Origin of the sequence: Herbaspirillum sp. VT-16-41 (assembly GCF_001994935.1) — a bacterium.
Lineage (GTDB): Bacteria > Pseudomonadota > Gammaproteobacteria > Burkholderiales > Burkholderiaceae_D > Herbaspirillum > Herbaspirillum frisingense.
Map to the genome: position 1 here is coordinate 87,014 of NZ_MUXB01000183.1, position 21,969 is coordinate 108,982.

19 protein-coding genes and 1 tRNA gene are annotated in these 21,969 nt (G+C 63.6%); 11 read left to right on the forward strand and 9 right to left on the reverse strand.

Annotated features, from left to right (window positions below; translation table 11 throughout):
* Positions 1–8: 8 nt before the first annotated feature.
* Positions 9–671 (forward strand): hypothetical protein, encoded by a 663-nt coding sequence (locus BTM36_RS26010; protein WP_077238509.1) that lies wholly within the window; start codon positions 9–11, stop codon positions 669–671.
* Positions 672–719: 48 nt separating this feature from the next.
* Here the strand turns inward: BTM36_RS26010 and mog are convergent, their stop codons facing one another.
* Entirely contained in the window at positions 720–1,349 is a 630-nt protein-coding gene (gene mog, locus BTM36_RS26015) for a molybdopterin adenylyltransferase (protein WP_077238510.1), read from the reverse strand.
* Positions 1,339–1,950, reverse strand: coding sequence for a ribosome biogenesis factor YjgA (yjgA, locus tag BTM36_RS26020; protein WP_077238511.1), 612 nt, complete (start codon positions 1,948–1,950; stop codon positions 1,339–1,341). The genes mog and yjgA overlap by 11 nt, the downstream gene beginning before the upstream one ends.
* A 75-nt stretch (positions 1,951–2,025) precedes the next feature.
* Between yjgA and pmbA the strand changes: the two genes are divergently transcribed.
* The 3 genes from pmbA to BTM36_RS26035 all read left to right on the forward strand — a co-directional run bounded on the left by pmbA (position 2,026) and on the right by BTM36_RS26035 (position 5,638).
* Positions 2,026–3,390, forward strand: a complete 1,365-nt coding sequence (gene pmbA / locus BTM36_RS26025; protein WP_077238512.1) for a metalloprotease PmbA — start codon at positions 2,026–2,028, stop codon at positions 3,388–3,390.
* 75 nt (positions 3,391–3,465) lie between these two features.
* Positions 3,466–3,957: a GNAT family N-acetyltransferase gene (locus BTM36_RS26030; protein ID WP_077238513.1), complete on the forward strand. Its 492-nt coding sequence runs from the start codon at positions 3,466–3,468 to the stop codon at positions 3,955–3,957.
* 82 nt (positions 3,958–4,039) lie between these two features.
* On the forward strand, positions 4,040–5,638 hold the full coding sequence (locus BTM36_RS26035) for an MDR family MFS transporter (protein WP_077238514.1): 1,599 nt from the start codon (positions 4,040–4,042) through the stop codon (positions 5,636–5,638).
* 79 nt (positions 5,639–5,717) lie between these two features.
* On the opposite strand, the gene BTM36_RS26040 is transcribed toward BTM36_RS26035, so the two are convergent.
* Positions 5,718–7,202, reverse strand: coding sequence for a deoxyribodipyrimidine photo-lyase (locus tag BTM36_RS26040; protein ID WP_077238515.1), 1,485 nt, complete (start codon positions 7,200–7,202; stop codon positions 5,718–5,720).
* A 239-nt stretch (positions 7,203–7,441) separates the two neighbouring features.
* Between BTM36_RS26040 and BTM36_RS26045 the strand changes: the two genes are divergently transcribed.
* A complete protein-coding gene (locus BTM36_RS26045) occupies positions 7,442–8,983 on the forward strand; it encodes a methyl-accepting chemotaxis protein (protein WP_077238516.1) in 1,542 nt (513 codons plus the stop codon).
* Positions 8,984–9,242: 259 nt separating this feature from the next.
* On the opposite strand, the gene BTM36_RS26050 is transcribed toward BTM36_RS26045, so the two are convergent.
* A tRNA-Leu gene (locus BTM36_RS26050) sits at positions 9,243–9,327 on the reverse strand.
* A gap of 221 nt (positions 9,328–9,548) precedes the next feature.
* Here BTM36_RS26050 and rnr point away from each other — a divergent pair.
* The 3 genes from rnr (at position 9,549) to cysE (ending at position 13,764) form a co-directional block, all read left to right on the forward strand.
* The gene (rnr, locus tag BTM36_RS26055) at positions 9,549–12,083 is read left to right on the forward strand and encodes a ribonuclease R (RefSeq protein ID WP_077238517.1); all 2,535 of its coding nucleotides are present in this window, start codon (positions 9,549–9,551) and stop codon (positions 12,081–12,083) included.
* A 90-nt stretch (positions 12,084–12,173) separates the two neighbouring features.
* Positions 12,174–12,911 carry a 23S rRNA (guanosine(2251)-2'-O)-methyltransferase RlmB gene (gene rlmB / locus BTM36_RS26060; protein ID WP_077238518.1) on the forward strand — a complete coding sequence of 246 codons (738 nt, stop codon included), beginning with the start codon at positions 12,174–12,176 and terminating at the stop codon, positions 12,909–12,911.
* 100 nt (positions 12,912–13,011) lie between these two features.
* Positions 13,012–13,764, forward strand: coding sequence for a serine O-acetyltransferase (cysE, locus tag BTM36_RS26065; protein WP_006463567.1), 753 nt, complete (start codon positions 13,012–13,014; stop codon positions 13,762–13,764).
* Between the two features lie 68 nt (positions 13,765–13,832).
* On the opposite strand, the gene BTM36_RS26070 is transcribed toward cysE, so the two are convergent.
* The 5 genes from BTM36_RS26070 to BTM36_RS26090 all read right to left on the reverse strand — a co-directional run bounded on the left by BTM36_RS26070 (position 13,833) and on the right by BTM36_RS26090 (position 18,521).
* The gene (locus tag BTM36_RS26070) at positions 13,833–14,624 is read right to left on the reverse strand and encodes a UDP-2,3-diacylglucosamine diphosphatase (protein ID WP_077238519.1); all 792 of its coding nucleotides are present in this window, start codon (positions 14,622–14,624) and stop codon (positions 13,833–13,835) included.
* A 23-nt stretch (positions 14,625–14,647) separates the two neighbouring features.
* Positions 14,648–15,136 (reverse strand): peptidylprolyl isomerase, encoded by a 489-nt coding sequence (locus BTM36_RS26075; RefSeq protein WP_077238520.1) that lies wholly within the window; start codon positions 15,134–15,136, stop codon positions 14,648–14,650.
* Between the two features lie 83 nt (positions 15,137–15,219).
* The gene (locus BTM36_RS26080; RefSeq protein ID WP_006463564.1) at positions 15,220–15,789 is read right to left on the reverse strand and encodes a peptidylprolyl isomerase; all 570 of its coding nucleotides are present in this window, start codon (positions 15,787–15,789) and stop codon (positions 15,220–15,222) included.
* Positions 15,786–17,003 (reverse strand): murein L,D-transpeptidase family protein, encoded by a 1,218-nt coding sequence (locus BTM36_RS26085; RefSeq protein ID WP_077238555.1) that lies wholly within the window; start codon positions 17,001–17,003, stop codon positions 15,786–15,788. Before BTM36_RS26085 ends, BTM36_RS26080 begins: the two co-directional genes overlap by 4 nt.
* Before the next feature lie 36 nt (positions 17,004–17,039).
* Positions 17,040–18,521, reverse strand: a complete 1,482-nt coding sequence (locus BTM36_RS26090) for a tetratricopeptide repeat protein (RefSeq protein WP_077238521.1) — start codon at positions 18,519–18,521, stop codon at positions 17,040–17,042.
* 231 nt (positions 18,522–18,752) lie between these two features.
* Here BTM36_RS26090 and cysS point away from each other — a divergent pair, with 231 nt between their 5' ends.
* From cysS to BTM36_RS26105, 3 genes are all read left to right on the forward strand, one after another.
* Positions 18,753–20,144: a cysteine--tRNA ligase gene (cysS, locus tag BTM36_RS26095; protein ID WP_077238522.1), complete on the forward strand. Its 1,392-nt coding sequence runs from the start codon at positions 18,753–18,755 to the stop codon at positions 20,142–20,144.
* Position 20,145: 1 nt separating this feature from the next.
* Positions 20,146–20,805: a DNA-3-methyladenine glycosylase gene (locus BTM36_RS26100; protein ID WP_006463560.1), complete on the forward strand. Its 660-nt coding sequence runs from the start codon at positions 20,146–20,148 to the stop codon at positions 20,803–20,805.
* A gap of 147 nt (positions 20,806–20,952) precedes the next feature.
* The gene (locus BTM36_RS26105) at positions 20,953–21,933 is read left to right on the forward strand and encodes an acetyl-CoA carboxylase carboxyltransferase subunit alpha (protein ID WP_006463559.1); all 981 of its coding nucleotides are present in this window, start codon (positions 20,953–20,955) and stop codon (positions 21,931–21,933) included.
* The last annotated feature ends 36 nt before the right edge of the window (positions 21,934–21,969 follow it).

Genomic DNA, 21,969 nt, shown 5'->3' on the forward strand with positions numbered 1-21,969 from the left:
ATGCTTCCATGAATTGCCGACCATTGATCCGCCACCTGCTGGCCACCTGCGCTGCATTGCTGATGCTGGCGCCCGTGCCGGGGCATACCGAGGCCGAGGGACGGCTGTTCCAGCCTGTGGGCGAAAACCTGATGATCGCGCCGCCGCCGGGCTGGCGGCTGGCCTACATGAATGGTGATCCGGAGGGCGATTACGTGGTCGACTTCCTGCCCGCCAACGAGGCGCACGATTCCTGGCGCGAGGGCTATATGGGCGTGCAGCGCCGCAGCTTTCCCGACGCCGGCCTGCTGGCCAATATCCGGGCGCGCAATGTGACCGTGCCGCAGGTGGCCCTGAGCGAGGTGATGCAGGGTGCCCAGCGCAACTGCCCGGGGCGCTTCGTGCCGATGTCGCAGAAGGATGGCAGCACCAACAATATCCCGCTGTCGGTCAGCGGTGGCTTCTGCGACCGCGTCGGTCCCTCTGCCCCGTATGGCGAGGGGACGGTGCTGGCGGTCTATCAGGGCAAGGAGCGGCTGTTCGTGGTGCAGTTCAGCTGGCGGCCGCCGACCGAGAACGCACTGAAGCAATACCCTTACCGGATCAGCCCGGCGGGTCTGCAGCAGTTCCTGGATCTGCTGAACGCGGCCACGCTGTGCGGCGGGCCGGATGAGGGGAAGTGTCCGAACTAGGGCCTGTGCGCACTGAATCTGCTTTCGCAGATTCAGTGTGAACATGCTCTAGGGTTTGACCGCCGGCCGGATCGCCGACTTGGGACGGAAGGCCTTGCAGACGGTGTCGTCGGTCTCGATGTAGGGGCCACCGATGAGGTCGATGCAGTAGGGGATGGCGGCGAAGATGCCCGGCACCTTGACCTTGCCATCGGCTTCCTTCAGGCCTTCCAGTGTTTCGCGGATGGACTTGGGCTGGCCCGGCAGGTTCAGCACCAGTGCAGCGTGGCGCTCGGTCTCGCGGATCACCGCTACCTGGCGCGAGAGGATGGCAGTCGGCACGAACTGCAGGCTGATCTGTCGCATCTGCTCGCCGAAGCCCGGCATTTCCTTGGTGCCGATGGCCAGCGTGGCTTCGGGCGTGACGTCGCGGCGCGAGGGGCCGGTGCCGCCGGTGGTGAGCACCAGGTCGCAGGCGGCGACGTCGACCAGTTCCATCAGGGTCTGTTCGATCTGGGCGCGTTCGTCGGGGATCAGGCGGGTTTCGATCTGGAACGGGGTGGTCAGCGCGCTGCCCAGCCATTCCTGCAGGGCCGGGATGCCCTGGTCCTGGTAGACCCCGCCGGAGGCGCGGTCCGAGATCGAGACCAGTCCGACCCGCAGCACCTCGCGCTGGCCGGCCTGGGCTTCAACGCTCATCGTCGTCCTGCGCGTCCTGCTGGTCCTGATCCACGACCGCTTCGCCCTTGGCCAGGTTGGCCTGCGTCTGCAGCTGCTTGAGGATCTGGAAGATTTCGCGGTAGGCCTTGGGCGGCTTGTGCTCGGCCTGTTCCTTGCGGGCATTGCGGATCAGCGTGCGCATGTGCTGCGCGTCGACCTCGGGATGGCGGTTCAAAAGTTCGGTCAGGGCCTGGTCGTCGGCCAGCAGCTTTTCGCGGCGGCGCTCCAGTGCGTGCATGGCGGCGGTTTCGGCCTTGGAGGCGCCGTGCCAGCTGTCGATGGTCTTCTGGATGATGGCCAGTTCATCCGGCTCCAGTGTGCGCATCTTCTTGCCCACGTACTGCATCTGGCGACGACGGCCTTCGTGGTCCTTGATCTGCTGGCATTCGAGGATGGCATCGCGCACGTCTTCCGGCATGGGGACGCGCTTGACGCGGTCGCGCGGTTCGGCGACCAGCGATTCGCCCAGTTTTTGCAGGGCATCCATCTCGCGCTTGAGCTGGGACTTGGAGGGGCGGTCGTATTCCTGTTCGAATTCGCTGGACTGGAATCCGACAGCGCCGCGGTTGGCATTGGGCATATCGTGACTTCGAGAAATAAAGCTTAACGACTGCTATGATAACCGTTTTACCCGCATTTCAGAGAAAACAGGCTCATGAGCGATACCCCATTTACGCACAGTCAGGATCAGTTGAAGCAGTTGGCGCAGGATGTCCTGCGTTATGCCCGTGACAAGGGCGCCTCGGACGCCGCCGTCGATATCAGCGAAGGCAGTGGCCTGTCGGTAGCGGTGCGCAAGGGCAAGATCGAGACCATCGAGCAGAACAAGGACAAGGGCATCGGTGTCACGGTGTTCCTCGGAGAAGGCCGCCAGGTGCGGCGCGGCAATGCCAGTACCTCGGATTTCTCGCAGCAGGCGCTGAAGGAAACGGTGGAAGCGGCCTACAACATCGCCCGCTTCACCTCCATCGATGATTGCGCCGGCCTGCCCGAGGCCGAGATGCTGGAAATGGCGCCGCGTGACCTGAAACTGTTTTCGCCATGGAACATTTCCACCGAAGAAGCTGTGGCGCTGGCCCAACGCTGCGAGGCGGCGGCCCTGGAGACCGATCCCCGCATCAGCAACAGCGAAGGGGCCGGTGTCTATGTGCAACACTCGCATTTCATCGCAGCCAACAGCCGTGGCTTCATGGGCGGCTACCCGTTCTCGCGCCACACCATCTCGGTGGCGCCCATCGCCGGCAAGGGCGCGGGCATGCAGCGCGACGACTGGTATTCCTCCAAACGCGACCCCAAGCTGCTGGCCAAGCCGGAAGCCATCGGCCGCTACGCCGCCGAACGCGCGCTGGCGCGCCTGAATGCACGCAAGCTGAGCACCCGCAAGTGCCCGGTGCTGTTCGAAGCACCGCTGGCGGCCGGTTTGCTGGGCGCCTTCGTGCAGGCGGTCTCGGGTGGTGCGCTGTATCGCAAGTCCACCTTCCTGCTGGATTCGCTGGGCCAGCAGGTCTTTCCCGAACACATCCAGATCCTGGAAGACCCGCATGTGGTCGGTGCCGTGGGCTCCGCACCCTTCGATGAAGAGGGCGTGCGCACCGTCAAGCGCGAAGTGGTCAAGGATGGCGTGGTGCAGGGCTATTTCCTGTCCACCTATTCGGCGCGCAAGCTGGGCATGCAGACCACCGGCAACTCCGGTGGATCGCACAACCTGACGCTGCGCTCGGACCTGACCACCAAGGCCGACACCTTCAAGGGCATGTTGAAGAAGATGGGGACCGGCCTGCTGGTGACCGAGCTGATGGGGCAGGGCGTGAACTACGTCACCGGCGATTATTCGCGTGGCGCCTCCGGTTACTGGGTCGAGAACGGTGTCATCCAGTACCCGGTGGAGGAGATCACCATCGCCGGCAACATGAAGGACATGCTGCGCCAGATCGTCGCCGTGGGTAACGACACGCTGGTGCGCGGAACCAAGGAAACCGGTTCCATCCTGCTGGAAAACATGACCATCGCTGGCGACTGAGCCCGGTGCAGGCCGCAGCGCCCGTCAGGGTGTTGCGGCGCCACGGCCGCAGCCGCCCTGACCGGGAGGCAAGCCTTGGACGACATCCACATCCGGCGCGGCTATCTGCCAGGCGCCATCGGGCGGGTAGCCGAGCTGCACGCCGCCTATTACACCGAAAACTGGAGCTTCGGGGTCTACTTCGAAGCGCGCATCGCCACCGAGCTGGCCGCCTTCATGAGTCGCTACGACGATAGCCGCGACGGTTTCTGGACCGCCGCCGTTCACGGGCGCGTCGAGGGCTCGCTCACCATCGATGGCCAGCATGCACAGCAGCAGGGCGCCTGGCTACGCTGGTTCATCGCCTCCGAAAAACTGCGCGGGCGCGGTGTCGGCGATGCCCTGGTGGTCGAGGCGGTGCGCACTTGCGCAGAGCGGGATTATCCTTCCATCTACCTGTGGAGCTTCGAGGGACTGCACGCAGCAAATGCGTTATACGAACGACATGGCTTCGTGCTGGCCGAGCAGCGCATCGGCTCGCATTGGGGCGTGAAGCTCAACGAGCGGCGCTACGAGTTGCTGCTGTGAGGCGATCTGCAGGGCGCACGCTGCGGCGCTAGAATGGCGGATTGGCGCACCTGCGCAACTTCCGGATTGCATCCCTCGCCACATGGCCCAACACACCGCCGCCGCCCACTCCAGCGGCCAAGTCCTGCCGTTCCGTGAATCCCTGCTGGCCACGCTCGGTATCTGCTTCGTCATCATGCTGGTCGCGCTGGACCAGACCATCGTCGGTACCGCATTGCCCACCATCGTGGCCGAGTTGAAGGGCTTCGAACTCTATGCCTGGGTGGCGACGGCCTATCTGTTGACCTCGGTGATCACGGTGCCCATCTTCGGGCGGCTGGGTGACTATTTCGGCCGCAAGCCCTTCGTGATCGCATCCATCGTGGTCTTCGTCGGTGCCTCGGCCCTGTGCGGCATGGCCGACAGCATGCTGTTCCTGGTGCTGGCGCGCGGCCTGCAGGGCATCGGTGGCGGCATGCTGGTGGGGACCTGCTTTGCGTCGATTGCAGACCTGTTTCCCGATCCCCGCGTGCGGCTGCGCTGGCAGATCATCCTGTCGGCCTCGTTCGGCATCGCCACTGCCGTGGGGCCGTCGCTGGGCGGCTTCCTCACGCAGGGCCTGGGCTGGCGCTGGGTGTTCTACTGCAACCTGCCCATCGGCGTGATCTCGCTGTTCTTCGTCTGGCGCTTCGTGCCGCACATCCGGCATATGCAGCATGCGGGCAAGATGCGGCTGGACTGGCCGGGTGCACTGCTGATCTCGCTGTCGCTGGGCAGCCTGCAATTGCTGGTGGAGCTCTTGCCCAAGCGCGGCATCACCGGCGGCATGCTGGCCCTGCTGGTGCTCTCGGTGGTGGCGTTCTATGCCTTGTGGAAGTGGGAGCAGCGCGCCGCACAACCCATCCTGCCCTTCGAGATGCTGCGCGACCGGGCGCTGGCCAGCCTGTTCCTGCTATCGGTGCTGGCCGGCTTTGCCATGTTTTCCCTGCTGATGTACGCGCCGCTGCTGTTCCAGGGCGGCTTCGGCCTGAGCCCGCGTGAGGCCGGCCTGCTGATCACGCCGCTGGTGGCCTGTATTACCGTGGCCAGCATCGTCAATGGCCGCATCATCACCCGCATTCCCAACCCCAACCTGATGATGAACCTGGGTTTCGCCCTGATCGCGGCCGCCTGCCTGGGGGTGGTGCTGTGCGACCGCAATACCGGCAACGGCTTCCTGCTGGCGGTGATGCTGGCCGGCGGTTTCGGGCTGGGGCTGGTCTTGCCCAACCTGACGGTGTTCGCCCAGCAGGCCGCGGCCCGCGAGCACCTGGGCATCGCCACCGCCTTGCTGCAGTCCCTGCGCATGATTGGCGGGATGCTGGGGACCGCCATCACCGGCACGCTGGTCAGCCAGATGTATGGTGCCGGCGTGCAGAAGGCGCTGGAGGGCGATCATGCCGCCCAGTGGCTCAAGGATTTCAGCGACCCGGAAGTGCTGGTCAACCACGACATCCAGTCGGTGCTGCTGGCCCAGCTGATGCAGGCCGGCCACAATGGCTCTGCCTTGCTGGATGCGGCCCGTGACGCGCTGGTCGGGGCCATCCACATGGGCATCGCCATTGCCATCGTGGCCGCGCTGGTGGGCTTGTGGATGGTGCGGCGGGTGCCGCCGATCCGCTTCGATCAGGACAAGAAGGTAGAGCCTGTCATGTCGGAGTGATCTTCCCGGCGAAATGAAAACGGACTGCAATGTGAGTTGCAGTCCGTTTTTTGTTGCCCATGCAGATCGGTCGTTGGGCTTATTCGGCCTTCTTCACCACCGCGTAACGTTCCAGCGTGCGCTCGCGCGCCTGGGCGTGGTCCACGATGGGACGCGGATAGTTCTGGCCCAGCGTCACGCCTGCATCCATGCGCTCGTCCGGCGTGGCTGTCCACGGCGCGTGGATGCGTTTGTCGGAGAGCTTGGCCAGCTGCGGCAGATAACGGCGGATGAACTTGCCGTCGGGGTCGAACTTCTCCGACTGCGTGACCGGGTTGAAGATGCGGAAATAGGGCTGGGCATCACAGCCCGAGGACGAGGCCCATTGCCAGCCGCCGTTGTTGGCGGACAGGTCGAAGTCGTTGAGGTGGATGGCGAAATAGCGTTCGCCCCAGCGCCAGTCGATGCCCAGGTCCTTGGTCAGGAAGCTGGCCACCACCATGCGCAGGCGGTTGTGCATGTAGCCGGTCTGGTTGATCTGGGCCATGGCCGCATCCACCAGCGGGTAGCCGGTGCGGCCTTCGCACCAGGCGGCGAACAGTTCTTCGGCATGCGGGCCCTGTTCCCAGCGGATGGCGTCGTACTCTGGCTTGAAGGCTTTTTCAGTCACACGCGGATGATGGTGAAGGATCATGAAGTAGAAATCGCGCCAGGTCAGCTCCGACAGCCACACCGCCGCCCCGGCCGCCCCCTGGCCGGTGTGCATGGCCTGCATGGCCGCGCGCGCCAAGGTGCGAATGGACACGGTGCCAAAGCGCAGGTGGATCGACAGGTAGGACGGCCCCTTCACCGCCGGGAAATCACGCGCCGTACCGTAGGCCCCGATGCGCCCCAGGAAATCGTCCAGCAACGCCTGGCCGCCGGACATGCCGGTGGGGATCTTCAGTTCCTGCAGATTGCTGGGCTCAAAACCGAGTTGCGCATGGGTGGGCAGGGCGTGATCCAGTCTGGCAGGCGGTCTGGCCAGCGCCTTGAGGTATTTTTCCACCGGATAGGGTTTCAGGTAGAAGTCGCCACCGGCGGCCGCCAGCTTGGCCATCCAGGCGTTCTTGTAGGGCGTGAAGACCGAGAAGGGCTTGGCCGACTGGGTCAATACTTCATCTTTCTCGAAGATGACCTGATCCTTGTAGCTGAGCAGCTGTGCGCCTTGTTTCTTCAGTTGTCGCGCTACCAACTGGTCGCGCTCGATGGCGGCCGGTTCATAGTCGGCATTGGTGAAGACCGCCTGCACCTCCAGTTCGGCCGCCAGTTCGGTGATGCGCTGGGCGGCTGAACCATGTAGCACGATCAGGCCACCACCGGCCTTGCGCAAGGCGGCATCCAGCTCGGCCACGCTGGCCAGCAGGAAGTCGATGCGACGGTCGCGTGTGACCCCTTCGGCCTTGAGGGCGTCCAGGATGTCGGTATCGAAGACGAAAGCGCACCAGACGTTGGCGCTCTGCGACAGCGCGTGATACAGGGCGGCATGGTCGGTGTGGCGCAGGTCGCGGCGGAACCAGACCAGGGAATTCTCGAATTGGGACATTGCGTTCGCAGAATGAGGGTTGACGAGGGTGGCGCCCGGGAAGAAAAGCTCGCTTTCCGATGCTCGCTACTGATCGGTAGCGTCTGCCCCGGATGATAAAAGATTTCTGCCGATTTGACGCAAGGCATCTCAAGTGCGACATCACCTGACCGATAATGATTCATCCGCATGGGGATGCGGAAGCGGGGAGTGACGCGGTCGCAATGTCTGCGTCTCACACAATGGGAGATGGGAAAGCAATGAAGAATATGACAATCGGCGTCCGCCTGGGGTTGGCGTTTGCGGCGGTCCTGGTGTTGATGGCAATGATCACCGGCATCGGCATCTGGCGCCTGCAGGCCGTGGGCAAGCTCAACGACATGATGGTCAACGATGCACTGGTCAAGGAGCGGCTGGTCAATACCTTCTACAAGTCCATCGAGATCAACGTCGGGCGCATCGTGGCTGCGGCCAAGAATGCCGACCCGGAACAGCAGAAGTTCTACAAGCAGGAAATCGGCGCCACCATCAGCAAGAACAATGAGCTGGTCAAGCGCATGGAAGAACTGATCACCGATGACGCCGGGCGGGCCGGTCTGAACGAGATCAACGAGCGGCGCAAGGTGGTGCTGGCCGCCAACGCCGCCGTCTTCAAGGAAAAGGATGCCGGTAACGAGGAAGCCGCCCGCAAGGTGGTCGAAGAGCAGCTGTTGCCCAGTACGCGGGTCTACCTGGCCGCCATCGAAAAGCTGGCGAACATGCAGACCGAGCGCATCCAGGGCCTGACGGTGGAGATCGATGGCCTGTTCCGGACGGCGCGCATCGTGATGACGACCCTGGGGGTGATCGCCATCCTTCTGGGAGTGGTGCTGGCGCTGGCCATCACGCGCTCCATCACGGCACCGCTGAACAAGGCGGTTGACGTGGCCAGCCGCGTGGCCAAGGGCCAGCTGGACAACCAGATCGAGGTCGGCCGGGGTGACGAAACCGGCCAGCTGATGCGCGCCTTGAAGGAAATGAACGACAACCTGGTGGGCATCGTCAGTCGCGTGCGCCAGGGGACCGACACCATTGCCACGGCCTCCACCGAAATCGCCCATGGCAACCTGGTTCTGTCCAACCGCACCGAACAGCAGGCCAGTTCGCTGGAGGAGACCGCCTCGGCCATGGAAGAACTGACTTCCACCGTGAAGCAGAATGCCGACAATGCGCGCCAGGCCAACCAGTTGGCAGCCTCCGCCTCGGAGGTGGCGGTGCAGGGTGGTTCGGTGGTGTCCGAAGTGGTGGCGACGATGGGGTCGATCAACGATTCCTCGCGCAAGATCGTGGACATCATCGCCGTGATCGATGGCATCGCCTTCCAGACCAACATCCTGGCCTTGAACGCTGCCGTCGAAGCGGCCCGCGCCGGCGAGCAGGGCCGCGGCTTTGCCGTGGTGGCGTCGGAAGTGCGTACCCTGGCCCAGCGCTCGGCCAGTGCGGCCAAGGAAATCAAGGAGCTGATCGGCGATTCGGTCGGCAAGGTCGAGGCCGGCAGCAAGCTGGTCGAGCAGGCCGGCACGACCATGGAGGAAGTGGTGGCCAGCGTGCGCCGGGTGACCGACATCGTGGGCGAGATCACGTCCGCCTCGCAGGAGCAGAGCGACGGCATCGAGCAGGTCAACCAGGCCATCAACCTGATGGACGAGGCGACCCAGCAGAATGCAGCGCTGGTGGAGCAGGCCGCCGCCGCAGCGCGCCAGATGCAGGAACAGGCCGCTGCCCTGAGCGAGACGGTGAGCGTGTTCCGGCTGCGCGGGTAGCTAGGGAAGGGGGGGGGCAAGGCACGCAGGCGCTTTGCTCTTATCCTTACGCGCCCCAAAACGCAAAAGGTCGATTGATTTTCATCAATCGACCTTTTTGGTTTGCTGCGCACTGAGGCACTCGGTCACGTCCCGCGACCCCGTCCTGCCTTGCAAGGCAGGACTTTCTCGTCCCTCCCGCAAAGCGCGCAGGCGCTTTGCTCGTGTGCCCCAAAACACAAAAGGCCGACTGACTTGCGTCAATCGACCTTTTTTGTTTTGGTGCCCACGGAGGGACTCGAACCCCCACACCTCGCGGCACATGGACCTGAACCATGCGCGTCTACCAATTCCGCCACGTGGGCTGCGCTGTAAAGCGAAGAACGTAATTATAGAGGGTATTCGCTGGCTGTCAATACTTTTCTTGATCTCCTAGGTGTTTTTTCGTTGTAATACGAAAGCTTGACCCCCTTCTTCCTCCGTATTGCGGTTAGGTAAATGGCAGCAACTCCGTTACACTAGGGGCTTCCATCGGTCCGGGCGATGCTTGCCCCGGCATTTATAACAATTGCGCGAAACGAAACTTTTGAGCCAATTTCCCTATTCCATTCCCAGCCGGGAAGAGATCCTCGGCATCCTGCGCACTTCGTCCGGCGCGCAAAACGCTGCCGCACTGGCAGCCGCGCTCGGCGTCAAGCCTGAAGAAATGGATGGCCTGACGCGCCGCCTCAACGCCATGGAGCGTGACGGCCAGATCAAGCCGGATCGCGCCGGTCATTACAAACTGACCCATTCACCCGACTTCATCCTGGGCCGCGTTTCCAGCCACCGTGATGGTTTCGGTTTCCTGCTGCCCGATGATGGCAGCGCTGACCTGTTCCTGCCCGAGAAGGAAATGCAGAAGGTCATGCACGGGGACCGCGTCCAGGCCCGCATCGTCGGCACCGACCGTCGCGGCCGTCCGGAAGGGACCATCGTCGAAGTGGTGGAGCGCGCCAACAGCCACGTGATCGGTCGTCTGCTCAACGAGAACGGCGTCTGGGTGGTCGCCCCCGAAGATAAACGCATCGGCCATGACGTGCTGCTGGCCGGCTCGCCAGGCAAGGCCAAGGCCGGGCAGGTGGTCAGCGTCGAACTGACCGAGCACCCGTCACGCTATACCCAGCCGGTGGGCAAGATCGTCGAAATCCTCGGCGACATCGACGACCCCGGCATGGAAATCGAAATCGCCGTGCGCAAGTACGGCGTACCGCACGAATTCTCCGAAGCGGCCAAGAAGCTCTCGGCCAAGCTGCCCAGCGAAGTCAAGGCGGCCGACCTGAAGGATAGGGTCGATCTGCGTGATGTCCCGCTGGTCACCATCGACGGTGAAGATGCCCGCGACTTCGATGACGCGGTCTATTGCGAACCGGTCAAGATCGGTCGCACCAAGGGTTACCGCCTGATTGTGGCGATCGCTGACGTCAGCCACTACGTCAAGCCCAACGATGCCCTGGATACCGATGCGCTGGAGCGCAGCACCTCGGTCTACTTCCCGCGCCGGGTCATCCCGATGCTGCCGGAGAAGCTCTCCAACGGCCTGTGCTCGCTGAACCCCGATGTCGATCGCCTGACCCTGGTCTGCGACGCCGTGATCACCGCCAAGGGTGAGATCAAGGCCTACCAGTTCTATCCCGCCGTGATCCACTCGGCCGCCCGCCTGACCTACACCGAAGTGGCCTCGATCCTGGGCAATACCAAGGGTCCGGAGGCGGCGCGCCGGATCGGTCTGGTGCCGCACCTGACGCACCTCTACGAAGTCTTCCAGGCGCTGCTGACGGCGCGCCAGGCGCGTGGCGCCATCGACTTCGAGACCACCGAGACCTACATCGTCTGCAATGCCGCCGGCAAGATCGAGAAGATCCTGCCGCGCACCCGCAACGATGCGCACCGCCTGATCGAAGAGTGCATGCTGGCGGCCAACGTCTGCGCGGCCGACCTGTTGAAGCGTCACGATCATCCGGCGCTGTACCGTATCCATGCCGGCCCGACCAAGGAAAAGCTGACCCAGCTGCGGACCTTCCTCAAGCAGGTGGGCCTTACCCTGGGTGGGGGTGACACCCCCAGCGCATCCGACTATGCGGAGCTGATGCCCAAGGTCAAGGCGCGTCCGGATGCGGTCCTGATCCAGACCATGCTGCTGCGCTCCATGCAGCAGGCGGTCTACAGCCCCGACAACATCGGTCACTTCGGCCTGTCCTACGAGTCCTACGCGCACTTCACCAGCCCGATCCGTCGCTATCCCGACCTGCTGACCCATCGTGCCATCAAGGCCGTGCTGCAGGGCAAGCGCTACGAGCCCAAGGGTATCGACAGCAGCGCGCTCAATACCTCGATCTCGCCGGCCGCCCGCAAGGCGCAGGCACTGCAGCGCGCCACCGACAAGGCCGCCGGCAAGAAGCCGCGTGGCGAAAGCGCCCTGGCGATATGGGAAGCGCTGGGCCTGCACTGTTCGGCCAATGAACGTCGCGCCGACGAGGCCTCGCGTGACGTGGAAGCATGGCTGAAGTGCTACTTCATCCGCGACAAGCTGGGCGAGGAATTCACCGGCACCATCGCCGGCGTGGCCACCTTCGGTATCTTCGTGCAGCTCGATGCGCTCTATATCGAAGGCCTGGTGCACGTCACCGAATTGGGGGCCGACTACTTCCAGTACGACGAAGCGCGCCACGAACTGCGCGGCGAACGCACCGGCATCCGCTACCAGCTGACCGATCGTGTGACCGTGCAGGTCAGCCGGGTCGACCTGGATGCACGCAAGATCGATCTGTCGCTGGTCAACGAACCGGGCATCCGCACCCTGATCAAGAATGAAGCCAAGCGCGCCGAAAGCGCCGCGCGCGGCAAGTCAGGGTCGGCCAGGAATGCGGCCGGGAACGGCGCCGGCGGTGACGCCGGTCAACCGGCACCCCGCGCCAAGAAGGGCGCCGCGCCCAAGCCGGCCGCCGTGGCCGCCAAGGGCAAGGGGGCCAAGGGTGGCGCCCAGGCCAAGACCGGCGCCAGCCACGCCCGCGCCGGCGAAGCTGACCGCAAGCGCGCCGCCGCCAAGGGTTTCAACAAGGGCGGCAAGAAGAAGCGATGAGCATGTCCCCGGCCGCCAGCTGCCCAGGCAGCCTGCGACCGGGTTTGATGGAATGATTTGACCGCAAGACGAAAGACACAAGCAGGATTTATGAAGAGCAAAATGATTTTCGGCTTCCATGCCGTGACCTCCCGCATCCGCCACGAGGCTTCCTCGGTGGACGAGATCTACGTGGATGCCGAGCGCCGCGACCGCCGCATGCTGGACATGCTGCATGCCGCCAAGGAAGCCAATGTGCGCATCATCCAGGCCGACGACCAGCGTCTGTCGGCCATGGTCGGTACGCGCCGTCACCAGGGCGTGGTCGCCAAGGCTGCCACACTTTCGCTGGCGCGCACCCTGGATGAACTGCTGGACGCCGTGGTCGGTCCGCCGCTGCTGCTGATCCTGGACGGCATCACCGATCCGCACAACCTGGGCGCCTGCCTGCGCGTGGCCGACGGTGCCGGCGCGCACGCCGTGATCGCCCCCAAGGATCGCGCCGTGGGTCTCAACGCCACGGCCATGAAGGTCTCCAGTGGCGCCTCCGATACCGTGCCCTACATCACCGTCACCAACCTGGCGCGCACCATGCGCGACCTGAAGGAGCGCGGCGTCTGGATCATCGGTACCTCCGACGACGCCGAGAAGGGGCTCTACGAGGGCGACTTCACCGGCCCCACCGCGCTGGTCATGGGTTCCGAAGGCGAGGGCATGCGTCGCCTGACCCGCGAGACCTGCGACGTGCTGGTCAACATCCCCATGTTCGGTTCGGTCGAGAGCCTGAACGTGTCGGTGGCATCGGGCGTGTGTCTGTACGAGGCGCGACGTCAGCGCTTGCCCAGGTAAGTCCGGTCATCCCCGCATGACAACATCGCCGGACTTTGTGTCCGGCGATTTTTTTTTGTCGTTCCACCCCGCAGTTCGTTCAACGTTTCAGGAAACCACCATGTTCAGCCGACTCAGAGAAGACATCGCCAGCATCCGTGAGCGCGACCCCGCCGCACGCAATAGCTGGGAGGTACTGACCTGTTACCCCGGCCTGCATGCGGTGATCCTGCATCGCTGGGCCAAGGCCTGCTGGCACGCCGACCTGAAGTGGCTGGGGCGCTTCATCTCGCAACTGGGGCGCACGCTGACCGGTATCGAGATCCATCCCGGCGCCACCATCGGTCGCCGTGTCTTCATCGACCACGGCATGGGCGTGGTCATCGGCGAGACCGCTGTGGTCGGTGACGATTCCACCATCTACCAGGGCGTGACCCTGGGCGGTACCTCGCTGTCCAAGGGCGCCAAGCGCCATCCCACCCTGGGACGCGGCGTCATCATCGGTGCCGGTGCCAAGGTCCTGGGCGGATTTACGGTGGGCGACGGCGCCAAGGTCGGCTCCAATGCGGTGGTGACCAAGGAAGTACCGGCCGGCGCCACGGCGGTCGGCAACCCGGCGCGCATCGTTGAGCGTAATCCAGGGCCGGTCGAGCGCGACCAGGCGACAGCCCGGCTATTTGCGGCCTATGGCGTCATGCCCAATGGCGACGACCCGCTCTCCAAGGCGCTGCATGGCCTGATCAACCAGGTGGCGGCGCAGGAGCAGCAGCTCGAGGTGGTGCTGGCCGCCTTGAAGAGTGCGGGGATAGGGTGTCGACGACTGGAAGAAACAACGCACTTCGACGCCGCCCAGTTGAACCGGTTGGTGGATTGAATCGAAGTCGCAGTCCGCAGCCGGGATCATGCCGGCTGCGGTGGGAGGCTGGGCAGGGGAGCGGTGATTCAGGCGATCTCGTCGCCCTGGGTATCATGCCGGTGCAGCACGCCGTCGGCGCTCAGGCTGATCCAGCCACCGCGCGGCGTCTCGACGTCGTATTCCCAGTCCGGCAGGACGTAGCGCAGCCTGGGGGCCTCACCGTCCTCCAGGCGATGCAGGGCAGGGCGGTGGGTGTGGCCGTGGATGAGCACGTCGCTGCCGGTCTGCGCGAAGAGCGCGGCGATGGCATCGGCATTCACATCCATGATGGCCATTTCCTTGCTCTGGTTGGCGTCCTGGCTGTTCTTGCGGATGCCTTCGATGATGGCCTTGCGCTGCGCCAGCGGCATTGCCAGGAATTGCTGCTGGTAGGCCGGCTGACGCACCTGGGCCCGAAAGGCCATGTAGGCCAGGTCGTCCGTACACTGGGCGTCGCCGTGCGCCAGCGCCAGGCGGCGACCGGCCAGGGTGATGACCGTCGGGTCTTCCAGCAGCGTCAGTCCGGCGGCTTCCGCAAAGCCCTGGCCCACCAGGAAATCACGGTTGCCCGCCATCCAGAACAGTTGCACGCCTTGCGCCTGCACGGCCTTCAGGGCATCGGCGATCTGCCGGTTGTACGGCGTGACCAGGTCATCGTCGCCGGCCCAGTATTCGAAGATGTCGCCCAGCAGGTAGAGCTGCTGCGTGCGCGTCGCCTGGTGTTGCAGGAAGGACAGAAAGGCCGCCGTGGTACGCGGCAGGGAAGCTTGCAGATGGAGGTCGGAAACAAAAAGCGCAACCGTCGGTTGCGCTTTTTGCATGAACTGGAAATCAGTCATGGTCGGGGTGAAGAGGGTCTGGCTCAGACCACTTCGGCCTTCTCGATCACCACGTCTTCCGCCGGGACGTCGGCGAACATGCCGGAGCGGGTGGTCTTGACGCCCTTGATCTTGTCGACCACTTCAGTGCCTTCGACGACCTTGCCGAAGACGCAGTAGCCCCAACCGTCCTGGCCCGGGAAATCCAGGAAGCTGTTGTTCTTGACGTTGATGAAGAACTGCGCCGAGGCCGAGTGCGGGGCGGCGGTGCGGGCCATGGCCAGGGTGTAGGGCTCGTTCTTGAGGCCATTCTTGGCTTCGTTCTCGATGGGTTCTTTGGTTTCCTTCTGCTTCATGCCGGGTTCGAAGCCGCCGCCCTGGATCATGAAACCGTCGATGACGCGGTGGAAGATGGTGCCGTTGTAGTGACCTGCATTGACATAAGCCAGGAAGTTTTCAACGGTCTTCGGCGCTTTTTCCGCGTCCAGTTCGATCTTAATGTTGCCGTGGTTGGTGGTGAGCAGAACTGCCATGTTGAATCCTTTGCTTGAGGGTAAAAATAAAAAAAACGAGGCGGGCAACGCTGGCCCGCCTGGCATGCCGGTGCGGTTCAGACCTACTTGACGATGCTGGCCGATTCGATCACCACCGGAGTGGTCGGGACATCACCGCCGCCGGTGCGCACCTGCTTGATCTTGTCGACCACGTCGGTGCCGGCGATCACCTTGCCGAACACCGCATAACCCCAACCATCCTGGCCCGGATAGTCCAGGAAGCGGTTGTTGGCGACGTTGATGAAGAATTGCGCGGTGGCCGAGTGCGGTGCCGAGGTGCGCGCCATGGCGATAGTATAAACCTCGTTCTTCAAACCGTTATTGGCCTCGTTCTTGATGGGCGCGTCGGTGGGCTTTTCGCGCAGGTTCTGGTCCATGCCGCCGCCCTGGATCATGAAGCCGTTGATGACGCGGTGAAACACCGTGCCGTTGTACTGGCCCTTCTTGACGTACTTCAGGAAGTTGTCGACCGAGACCGGGGCTTTTTCCGGGTTCAGCTCGACGGTGATGTCGCCCATGCTGGTTTTCAGCAGCACGCGGGGCGCGTCAGCGGCCAGCACGGGGGAGGCCAGCGTAGCCGACAGGGACAGGGCTGCTGCCATGCGCAGCAGGTGACGACGAGAAATGATCATGCGTTGCCTTCGTAAATGATTTTCCATTGCGATCCTTCACGCACCCAGTACTGGCGCTTGCGGATCGCGTTCTTGCTCTTGCCGACGGCACTCTCCTGGGTGAAGGTGCTGACGATCATGTCTTCCGGTGTGCCGGGATAGCGGAACAGGCTGACATCGCGCAGTTTGACACTGGTATAGCGCGCGCCGTTCAGGCTCTTCTGCTGGCGGCCGAACCAGGTGCTCAGGTTTTCGCCCTGGGCCGAGCGGAATTCGGGGGAGTAGTACGACAGGACCTTGTCGGCATCCGCATTTTCCAGCGACTGGCCCCAGTCTTCCAGCATGGCGCTGGCGGCGTCACGCTGCTTGGCCCATTCGCTCTTGTCCACGAACTGCACGTGCTGGCTGATCACCACCACCGTCCGGCCGACCTCGGCCGTGGAATACAGGCTCTGCAGGTCGGGATTGGCCAGCACCACGCAGCCGTCGGAGGACAGCGGCGGGCGGCTGAAATTGTCCGAGGGCGTGCCGTGCAGCCAGATGCCATAGCCGCTGCGGCCATTGCGCTTATCCCATTCGTTGGGGTAGGACAGGGGCAGGGCGCCAGTGCCATAGAAATCGGGCAGCTTGGGGCCGGGGATGCGGTTGTTGACGTAGTACACGCCGATGGGGGTGCGCTGGTCGCCCGACTTGGTCTTGTTGGCGCCGAAGCGACCCTGGGAGACGTAGTAGTCGGTCAGGTATTTCAGTTCACCGCCCTGGTTCTCATAGACGTACAGGCGCGATCGGGTGGTGTCGACCACCAGCACGTTCTTCTGGTCCTCGCCGACCTGCAGCACGGCCTTGGGAATGAGTTGCGGGTCTGGCTTTTCCTGCAGCGAGCGGATGCGCACCATGGCCTCGTCGCGCAGTTCCTTGAGCTTGTCGGCCGGGCCGTCAGCCATGGCGCCGAAGTTGCGTACCGGTCGCGCATGCATCAGCAGCAGGTCGCCCCGTACCAGATGGCCCAGGCGGAAAGTGGGGTAGGCCGCCACCAGGGCGTCGGCCTTGACCTGGGCTTCGCGCAGGCGATTGGCGCCAAGGTCCTTGTAGATATCGATCAGCAAGGCCTCCGGGTCAGGCTTGGCCTCGGCCGCGCCGGCCGGACTGCTCTGCGGCGGAATGGAAGAAGAAGAGGCCACGCTGCCCATCGAAGGCAGAGCTGCCAGACACAACATCAGCAGGCGTCCCAGCATGCGCATGGAACGCCCTTGCAAAGCGCTAGCCACCAATTACCCTCCCGATCGTTCCTGTTTGATCAGCCATCGATTGCCCTGTTTGACGAATATCAGGGTCTTGCGGCTGTCCACCGTCAGCCGATCCGAATTATATATCTGGCGATAGCGCACGGTGGCGGTGTTGCCGCTGATGCTGACCGTGGCATTGCTGACCTTGACGCTGATGCGGCCCTTGTCCTCGATGCGGGCGCGGCGTTCTTCGGCCCATTCCTTGCGGGATGCGCCCTTGGGGGTGTCGAAGTCGCTGGCGTAGTGGCCCAGGTAGCCGCGCACATCCTTGTCGCTCCAGGATTTGGCCCAGCCGTTGAGGGCCGCCAGTACCGCTGACTTTTCCTGTTCGGCGCTGGCTTCCGCCTTGGCCTTGTCCTTGTCGGCGCGGGCCTTGTCGGCCTTTGCCTTCTCGGCGGCGGCCAGCTTGTCGGCACGCGCCTTCTCGGCGGCTGCCTGGGCGGCTTTTTCCTTCTCGGCGCGGGCGGCCTGTTCCTTGGCCAGCTTGTCGGCCTTGTCCTTTTCCTTCTGGGCCAGCAGTTCGGCCTGCTTCTGCTCGGCGGCAGCCTTGTCGGCGGCGGCCTTTTGCGCGCGGGCCTGCTCGGCGGCCAGTTGCTCGGCGCGTGCCTTGTCGGCGCGGGCCTTGTCTGCCGCGGCCTTGTCAGTGGCAGCCTTTTCCGCCGCTGCCTTGTCCGAGGCCGCCTTGTCGGCCTGCGCCTTTTCCTTGTCGGCGGTGGCCTTGGCAATGGCAGTCTTTTCCACTTCGGCCTTGTCGGCGGCGGCCTGCTGGGCTGCCTTTTCGGCCGCCAGAGCCTTGGCGCGCTGCTGCTGTTCGGCGGCGCTGGCGTCGGCCTTGGCCTTGGCGTCACGCTGGGCGCTGGCCGCCGAGGCCAGGCGCGGCACGGTGCCGCCGGTGGTGTTGCCATTCAGCGAGCGCAGCAGGGTCAGCTTGGGTTGCGGCACGTTGGCGCCCGGGTCGATCTGCAGCGCCTTGTCATAGGCCTGGCTGGCCAGTTTGGCATAGACGTCGCCCAGGTTTTCCAGCGCCGTGGCATAGGTTGGGTTGGTACGCATGGCCATGTCCAGCGCCGCACGGGCCTTGTCGTACTGGCCGTCAGCCGCGTACAGCACGGCCAGGTTGTTGTAGGGCTCGGGCAGGTCGGGGAAATCCTCGGTCAGCTTGCTGAACACCGCGATGGCCTCGGCAGAACGGTTTTGTTCTGCTAAGATCAGCCCCTTCGTGAAACGCAGTTGCGCATCGCGCGGGTGTTTCGCCAGTACGGCATCGGTCTTGGTCAGTGCTTCGGCATACTGTCCTGCCCGCATCAGCTTGTTGATGTCAGACATTTCACTGGCATGCGCGAGGCCGGCAGGCACCCCGAACAGGGCGGCCACCAGGCTGGACAACACTGCTGTCTTGTGGGCAGTCTTGCTGATCAAACCGCGCAAACCATGAATGGATGTCTGTTCTTGTGATTCTGGGGCCATGGTTTTATCGATGCTATACTCGAAGAAATTCGAAGAAAGCTGGCATTTTATAACAAACAAGTAAGACAAAAAGAGGTTTGGCTACCGTGACCCGTTCATGTTGCAACTGCTGTTAGAACAATGATCCCAGGCAGGGGCATGCCAGCGCCAGAACGCTTTCCGGCGCGGCCCCACGCAATCGCATGAATCCGGCGCCCCCAGCGGTAACGCCAATCCAAGAATTCCCATCCCATGAGCGAGCTCAAGATTTACAACACGCTAGCGCGTGATAAGCAGACCTTTTCCCCGATCGAACCCGGCAAGGTGCGCTTGTACGTGTGCGGCATGACCGTCTATGACTATTGCCATATCGGCCATGCACGAGTGCTGGTGGTGTTCGACATGGTGCAGCGCTGGCTGCGCGCCTCCGGTTACGACGTGACCTATGTGCGCAACATCACCGACATCGATGACAAGATCATCAAGCGCGCCCTGGAAAACGGCGAGACCATCAGCCAGCTGACCCATCGCTTCATCGACGCCATGAACGAGGATGCCGGTGCCCTGGGCGTACAGCGCCCCGATCACGAGCCGCGCGCCACCCAGTACGTGCCACAGATGCTGGACCTGATCGGCAAGCTGGAAAAGAACGGCCTGGCCTACAAGGCCAGCGATGGCGACGTCAATTACTCGGTGCGCGACTTCCCCGGCTACGGCAAGCTCTCCGGCAAGTCGCTGGACGATCTGCGCGCCGGCGAGCGCGTCGATGTCAACACCGGCAAGCGTGACCCGCTGGACTTCGTCCTCTGGAAGGCGGCCAAGCCGACCGAGCCCGACGAGGCCAAGTGGGATTCGCCCTGGGGCTGCGGCCGTCCGGGCTGGCACATCGAGTGCTCGGCCATGTCCAGCGACCTGCTGGGCGACCATTTCGACATCCACGGCGGCGGTCAGGACCTGCAGTTCCCCCACCACGAAAATGAAATCGCCCAGTCCGAAGGCGCGCACCAGCACACCTTCGTCAATTACTGGATGCACAACGGCTTCGTGCGCATCGACAACGAAAAGATGTCGAAGTCGCTCGGCAATTTCTTCACCATCCGTGACGTCCTGAAGCAATACGACCCGGAAGTGCTGCGCTTCTTCATCCTGCGCGCGCACTATCGCAGCCCGCTCAATTATTCGGATGCGCATCTGGATGACGCCCGCCAGGCCTTGACCCGTCTGTATACCGCCTTGAAGGATGTGCCCCCCGAGGCCGGCGGCCTGGTCGCCGACGAAGCCCACGCCCAGCGCTTCGCCGATGCCCTCAACGACGACTTCAACACCCCGGTGGCGATCTCGGTGCTGTTCGAGCTGGCCAACGAGGTCAATCGCAGCCGCTCGCCGGCACAGGCGCGCCAGTTGAAGGCGCTGGCCGGCATCCTGGGCCTGCTGCAACGCGCGCCGGGCGAATACCTCAAGGGCGGTGTCAGCGCCGCCGGTGGCCTGGACGAAGCGGCCATCGCAGCCCTGATCGACGCCCGCAAGGCGGCCAAGGCCGGCAAGAACTTTGCCGAAGCCGACCGCATCCGTGCCGAGCTGACCGACGCCGGCATCATTCTGGAAGACAAACCGGGCGGCCTGACCGAATGGCGGAGAGCTTGATTTGAATACCAACCGAAAAGCCAGCGAGCTCGATCCCAGCCTGATCGTCCCGGCCTACTGGGAAGAGGCCAAGGCCGAGCTGATGAAGCGTGATCGCATCATGCGCAAGCTCATCCCGCAGTTCGGGGACCTGCAATTGACAGTGCGGGGCGATGCCTTCACCACGCTGGCACGTTCGGTGATCGGCCAGCAGATTTCGACCAAGGCCGCCAATGCGGTCTGGCAGCGCTTCCTGGAAGCCTGCCCGCGCTGCACGCCGGGTCAGGTGATCCGTACCGGCCCCGAGGCGCTCGCTGCCTGCGGCCTGTCCAAGCGCAAGGCCGAATATATTCTCGATCTGGCGGCCCACTTCAAGGCCAAGACGGTACATCCCGACAAATGGGCGGAGATGGAAGACGAAGCCGTCATTGCCGAGATGATCCAGATCCGCGGGATTGGCCGCTGGACAGCCGAGATGTTTTTGATATTTAATCTGCTGCGCCCGAACGTGCTGCCGCTGGATGACCTGGGATTGCTCAAGGGCATCAGCGTCAGTTATTTCTCGGGCGAGCCTGTCTCGCGCAGCGATGCGCGCGAAGTCGCCGCGAACTGGGAACCGTGGCGCACCGTGGCCACCTGGTATCTGTGGCGCAGCCTGGATCCGCTGCCATCCGATTATTGATCCAAGGGGAAGAGGGCGCGGAGGCCTCTGGTGTATACTCCGCTCCTCTCAAGATTTAAGGCAAACCGATCCATCCGGGACCATCGCGCCGCAACCCGCACCGGGGCGGCCTCCCGCCGATGATCGGACTTGTTGAAAAGGAACACAATGAGTAAATCGACAACGACTTTTCTGGGCTTCGAGCAGGCCATCGCCGAGCTGGATGCCAAGATCGAAGAGTTGCGTTTTGTGCAGGACGACTCGGCCGTCGACATCTCCGAAGAGATCGAACGCCTGGTCAAGAAAAGCCAGCAACTGACCAAGGACATCTACGCCAAGCTGACCCCCTGGCAGGTGTCCCAGATCGCGCGTCATCCGCAACGTCCCTACACCATGGACTACGTGCGCGAAATCTTCACCGACTTCCACGAACTGCACGGCGACCGCACCTTCGCCGACGACCAGTCCATCGTCGGCGGTCTGGCCCGTTTCAATGGCCAGGCCTGCATGGTGATCGGCCACCAGAAGGGGCGCGACACCAAGGAACGCGCCATGCGCAACTTCGGCATGCCCAAGCCCGAAGGCTATCGCAAGGCCATGCGCCTGATGAAGGTCGCCGAGAAGTTCGGCCTGCCCATCTTTACCTTCGTTGATACCCCCGGTGCCTTCCCCGGCATCGATGCCGAAGAGCGCGGCCAGTCCGAAGCCATCGGCCACAACCTGTATGTCATGGCCGAGCTGAAGGTGCCGCTGATCGCCACCATCATCGGTGAAGGTGGTTCCGGCGGTGCGCTGGCCATCGCCGTGGGCGACCAGGTGCTGATGCTGCAATATGCGACCTATTCGGTGATCTCGCCGGAAGGCTGCGCTTCCATCCTGTGGAAGACCGCCGACCGCGCTGCCGACGCCGCCGAGGCACTGGGCCTGACCGCCCATCGCCTCAAGGCCATCGGCCTGATCGACAAGATCGTCAACGAACCGCTGGGCGGCGCCCATCGCGACCCCAAGCAGATGGCCGGCCTGCTCAAGCGTGCCCTGTCGGATTCCCTGCGCCAGTTCCAGGGCATGAAGACCAAGGACCTGCTGGCCGCCCGTCACGAAAAGCTGATGGCCTACGGCAAGTTCAAGGAATTGAATTCGGCGGAATAATTTCCCCACCGTTTCCGCTTCCCACGTTCAGGCGCC

What these genes read in the sequence shown, in the direction of transcription:
- BTM36_RS26045 (WP_077238516.1), top strand. Translation starts at nt 7,442, where the DNA reads ATGAAGAATATGACAATCGGCGTCCGCCTGGGGTTGGCGTTTGCGGCG.
- BTM36_RS26075 (WP_077238520.1), bottom strand. Translation starts at nt 15,136, where the DNA reads ATGGCAGTTCTGCTCACCACCAACCACGGCAACATTAAGATCGAACTG.
- BTM36_RS26105 (WP_006463559.1), top strand. Translation starts at nt 20,953, where the DNA reads ATGAGTAAATCGACAACGACTTTTCTGGGCTTCGAGCAGGCCATCGCC.
- BTM36_RS26040 (WP_077238515.1), bottom strand. Translation starts at nt 7,202, where the DNA reads ATGTCCCAATTCGAGAATTCCCTGGTCTGGTTCCGCCGCGACCTGCGC.
- BTM36_RS26010 (WP_077238509.1), top strand. Translation starts at nt 9, where the DNA reads ATGAATTGCCGACCATTGATCCGCCACCTGCTGGCCACCTGCGCTGCA.
- yjgA (WP_077238511.1), bottom strand. Translation starts at nt 1,950, where the DNA reads ATGCCCAATGCCAACCGCGGCGCTGTCGGATTCCAGTCCAGCGAATTC.
- BTM36_RS26090 (WP_077238521.1), bottom strand. Translation starts at nt 18,521, where the DNA reads ATGGCCCCAGAATCACAAGAACAGACATCCATTCATGGTTTGCGCGGT.
- mog (WP_077238510.1), bottom strand. Translation starts at nt 1,349, where the DNA reads ATGAGCGTTGAAGCCCAGGCCGGCCAGCGCGAGGTGCTGCGGGTCGGA.
- cysS (WP_077238522.1), top strand. Translation starts at nt 18,753, where the DNA reads ATGAGCGAGCTCAAGATTTACAACACGCTAGCGCGTGATAAGCAGACC.
- rlmB (WP_077238518.1), top strand. Translation starts at nt 12,174, where the DNA reads ATGAAGAGCAAAATGATTTTCGGCTTCCATGCCGTGACCTCCCGCATC.
- BTM36_RS26035 (WP_077238514.1), top strand. Translation starts at nt 4,040, where the DNA reads ATGGCCCAACACACCGCCGCCGCCCACTCCAGCGGCCAAGTCCTGCCG.
- BTM36_RS26070 (WP_077238519.1), bottom strand. Translation starts at nt 14,624, where the DNA reads ATGACTGATTTCCAGTTCATGCAAAAAGCGCAACCGACGGTTGCGCTT.
- BTM36_RS26080 (WP_006463564.1), bottom strand. Translation starts at nt 15,789, where the DNA reads ATGATCATTTCTCGTCGTCACCTGCTGCGCATGGCAGCAGCCCTGTCC.
- cysE (WP_006463567.1), top strand. Translation starts at nt 13,012, where the DNA reads ATGTTCAGCCGACTCAGAGAAGACATCGCCAGCATCCGTGAGCGCGAC.
- BTM36_RS26085 (WP_077238555.1), bottom strand. Translation starts at nt 17,003, where the DNA reads ATGCTGGGACGCCTGCTGATGTTGTGTCTGGCAGCTCTGCCTTCGATG.
- pmbA (WP_077238512.1), top strand. Translation starts at nt 2,026, where the DNA reads ATGAGCGATACCCCATTTACGCACAGTCAGGATCAGTTGAAGCAGTTG.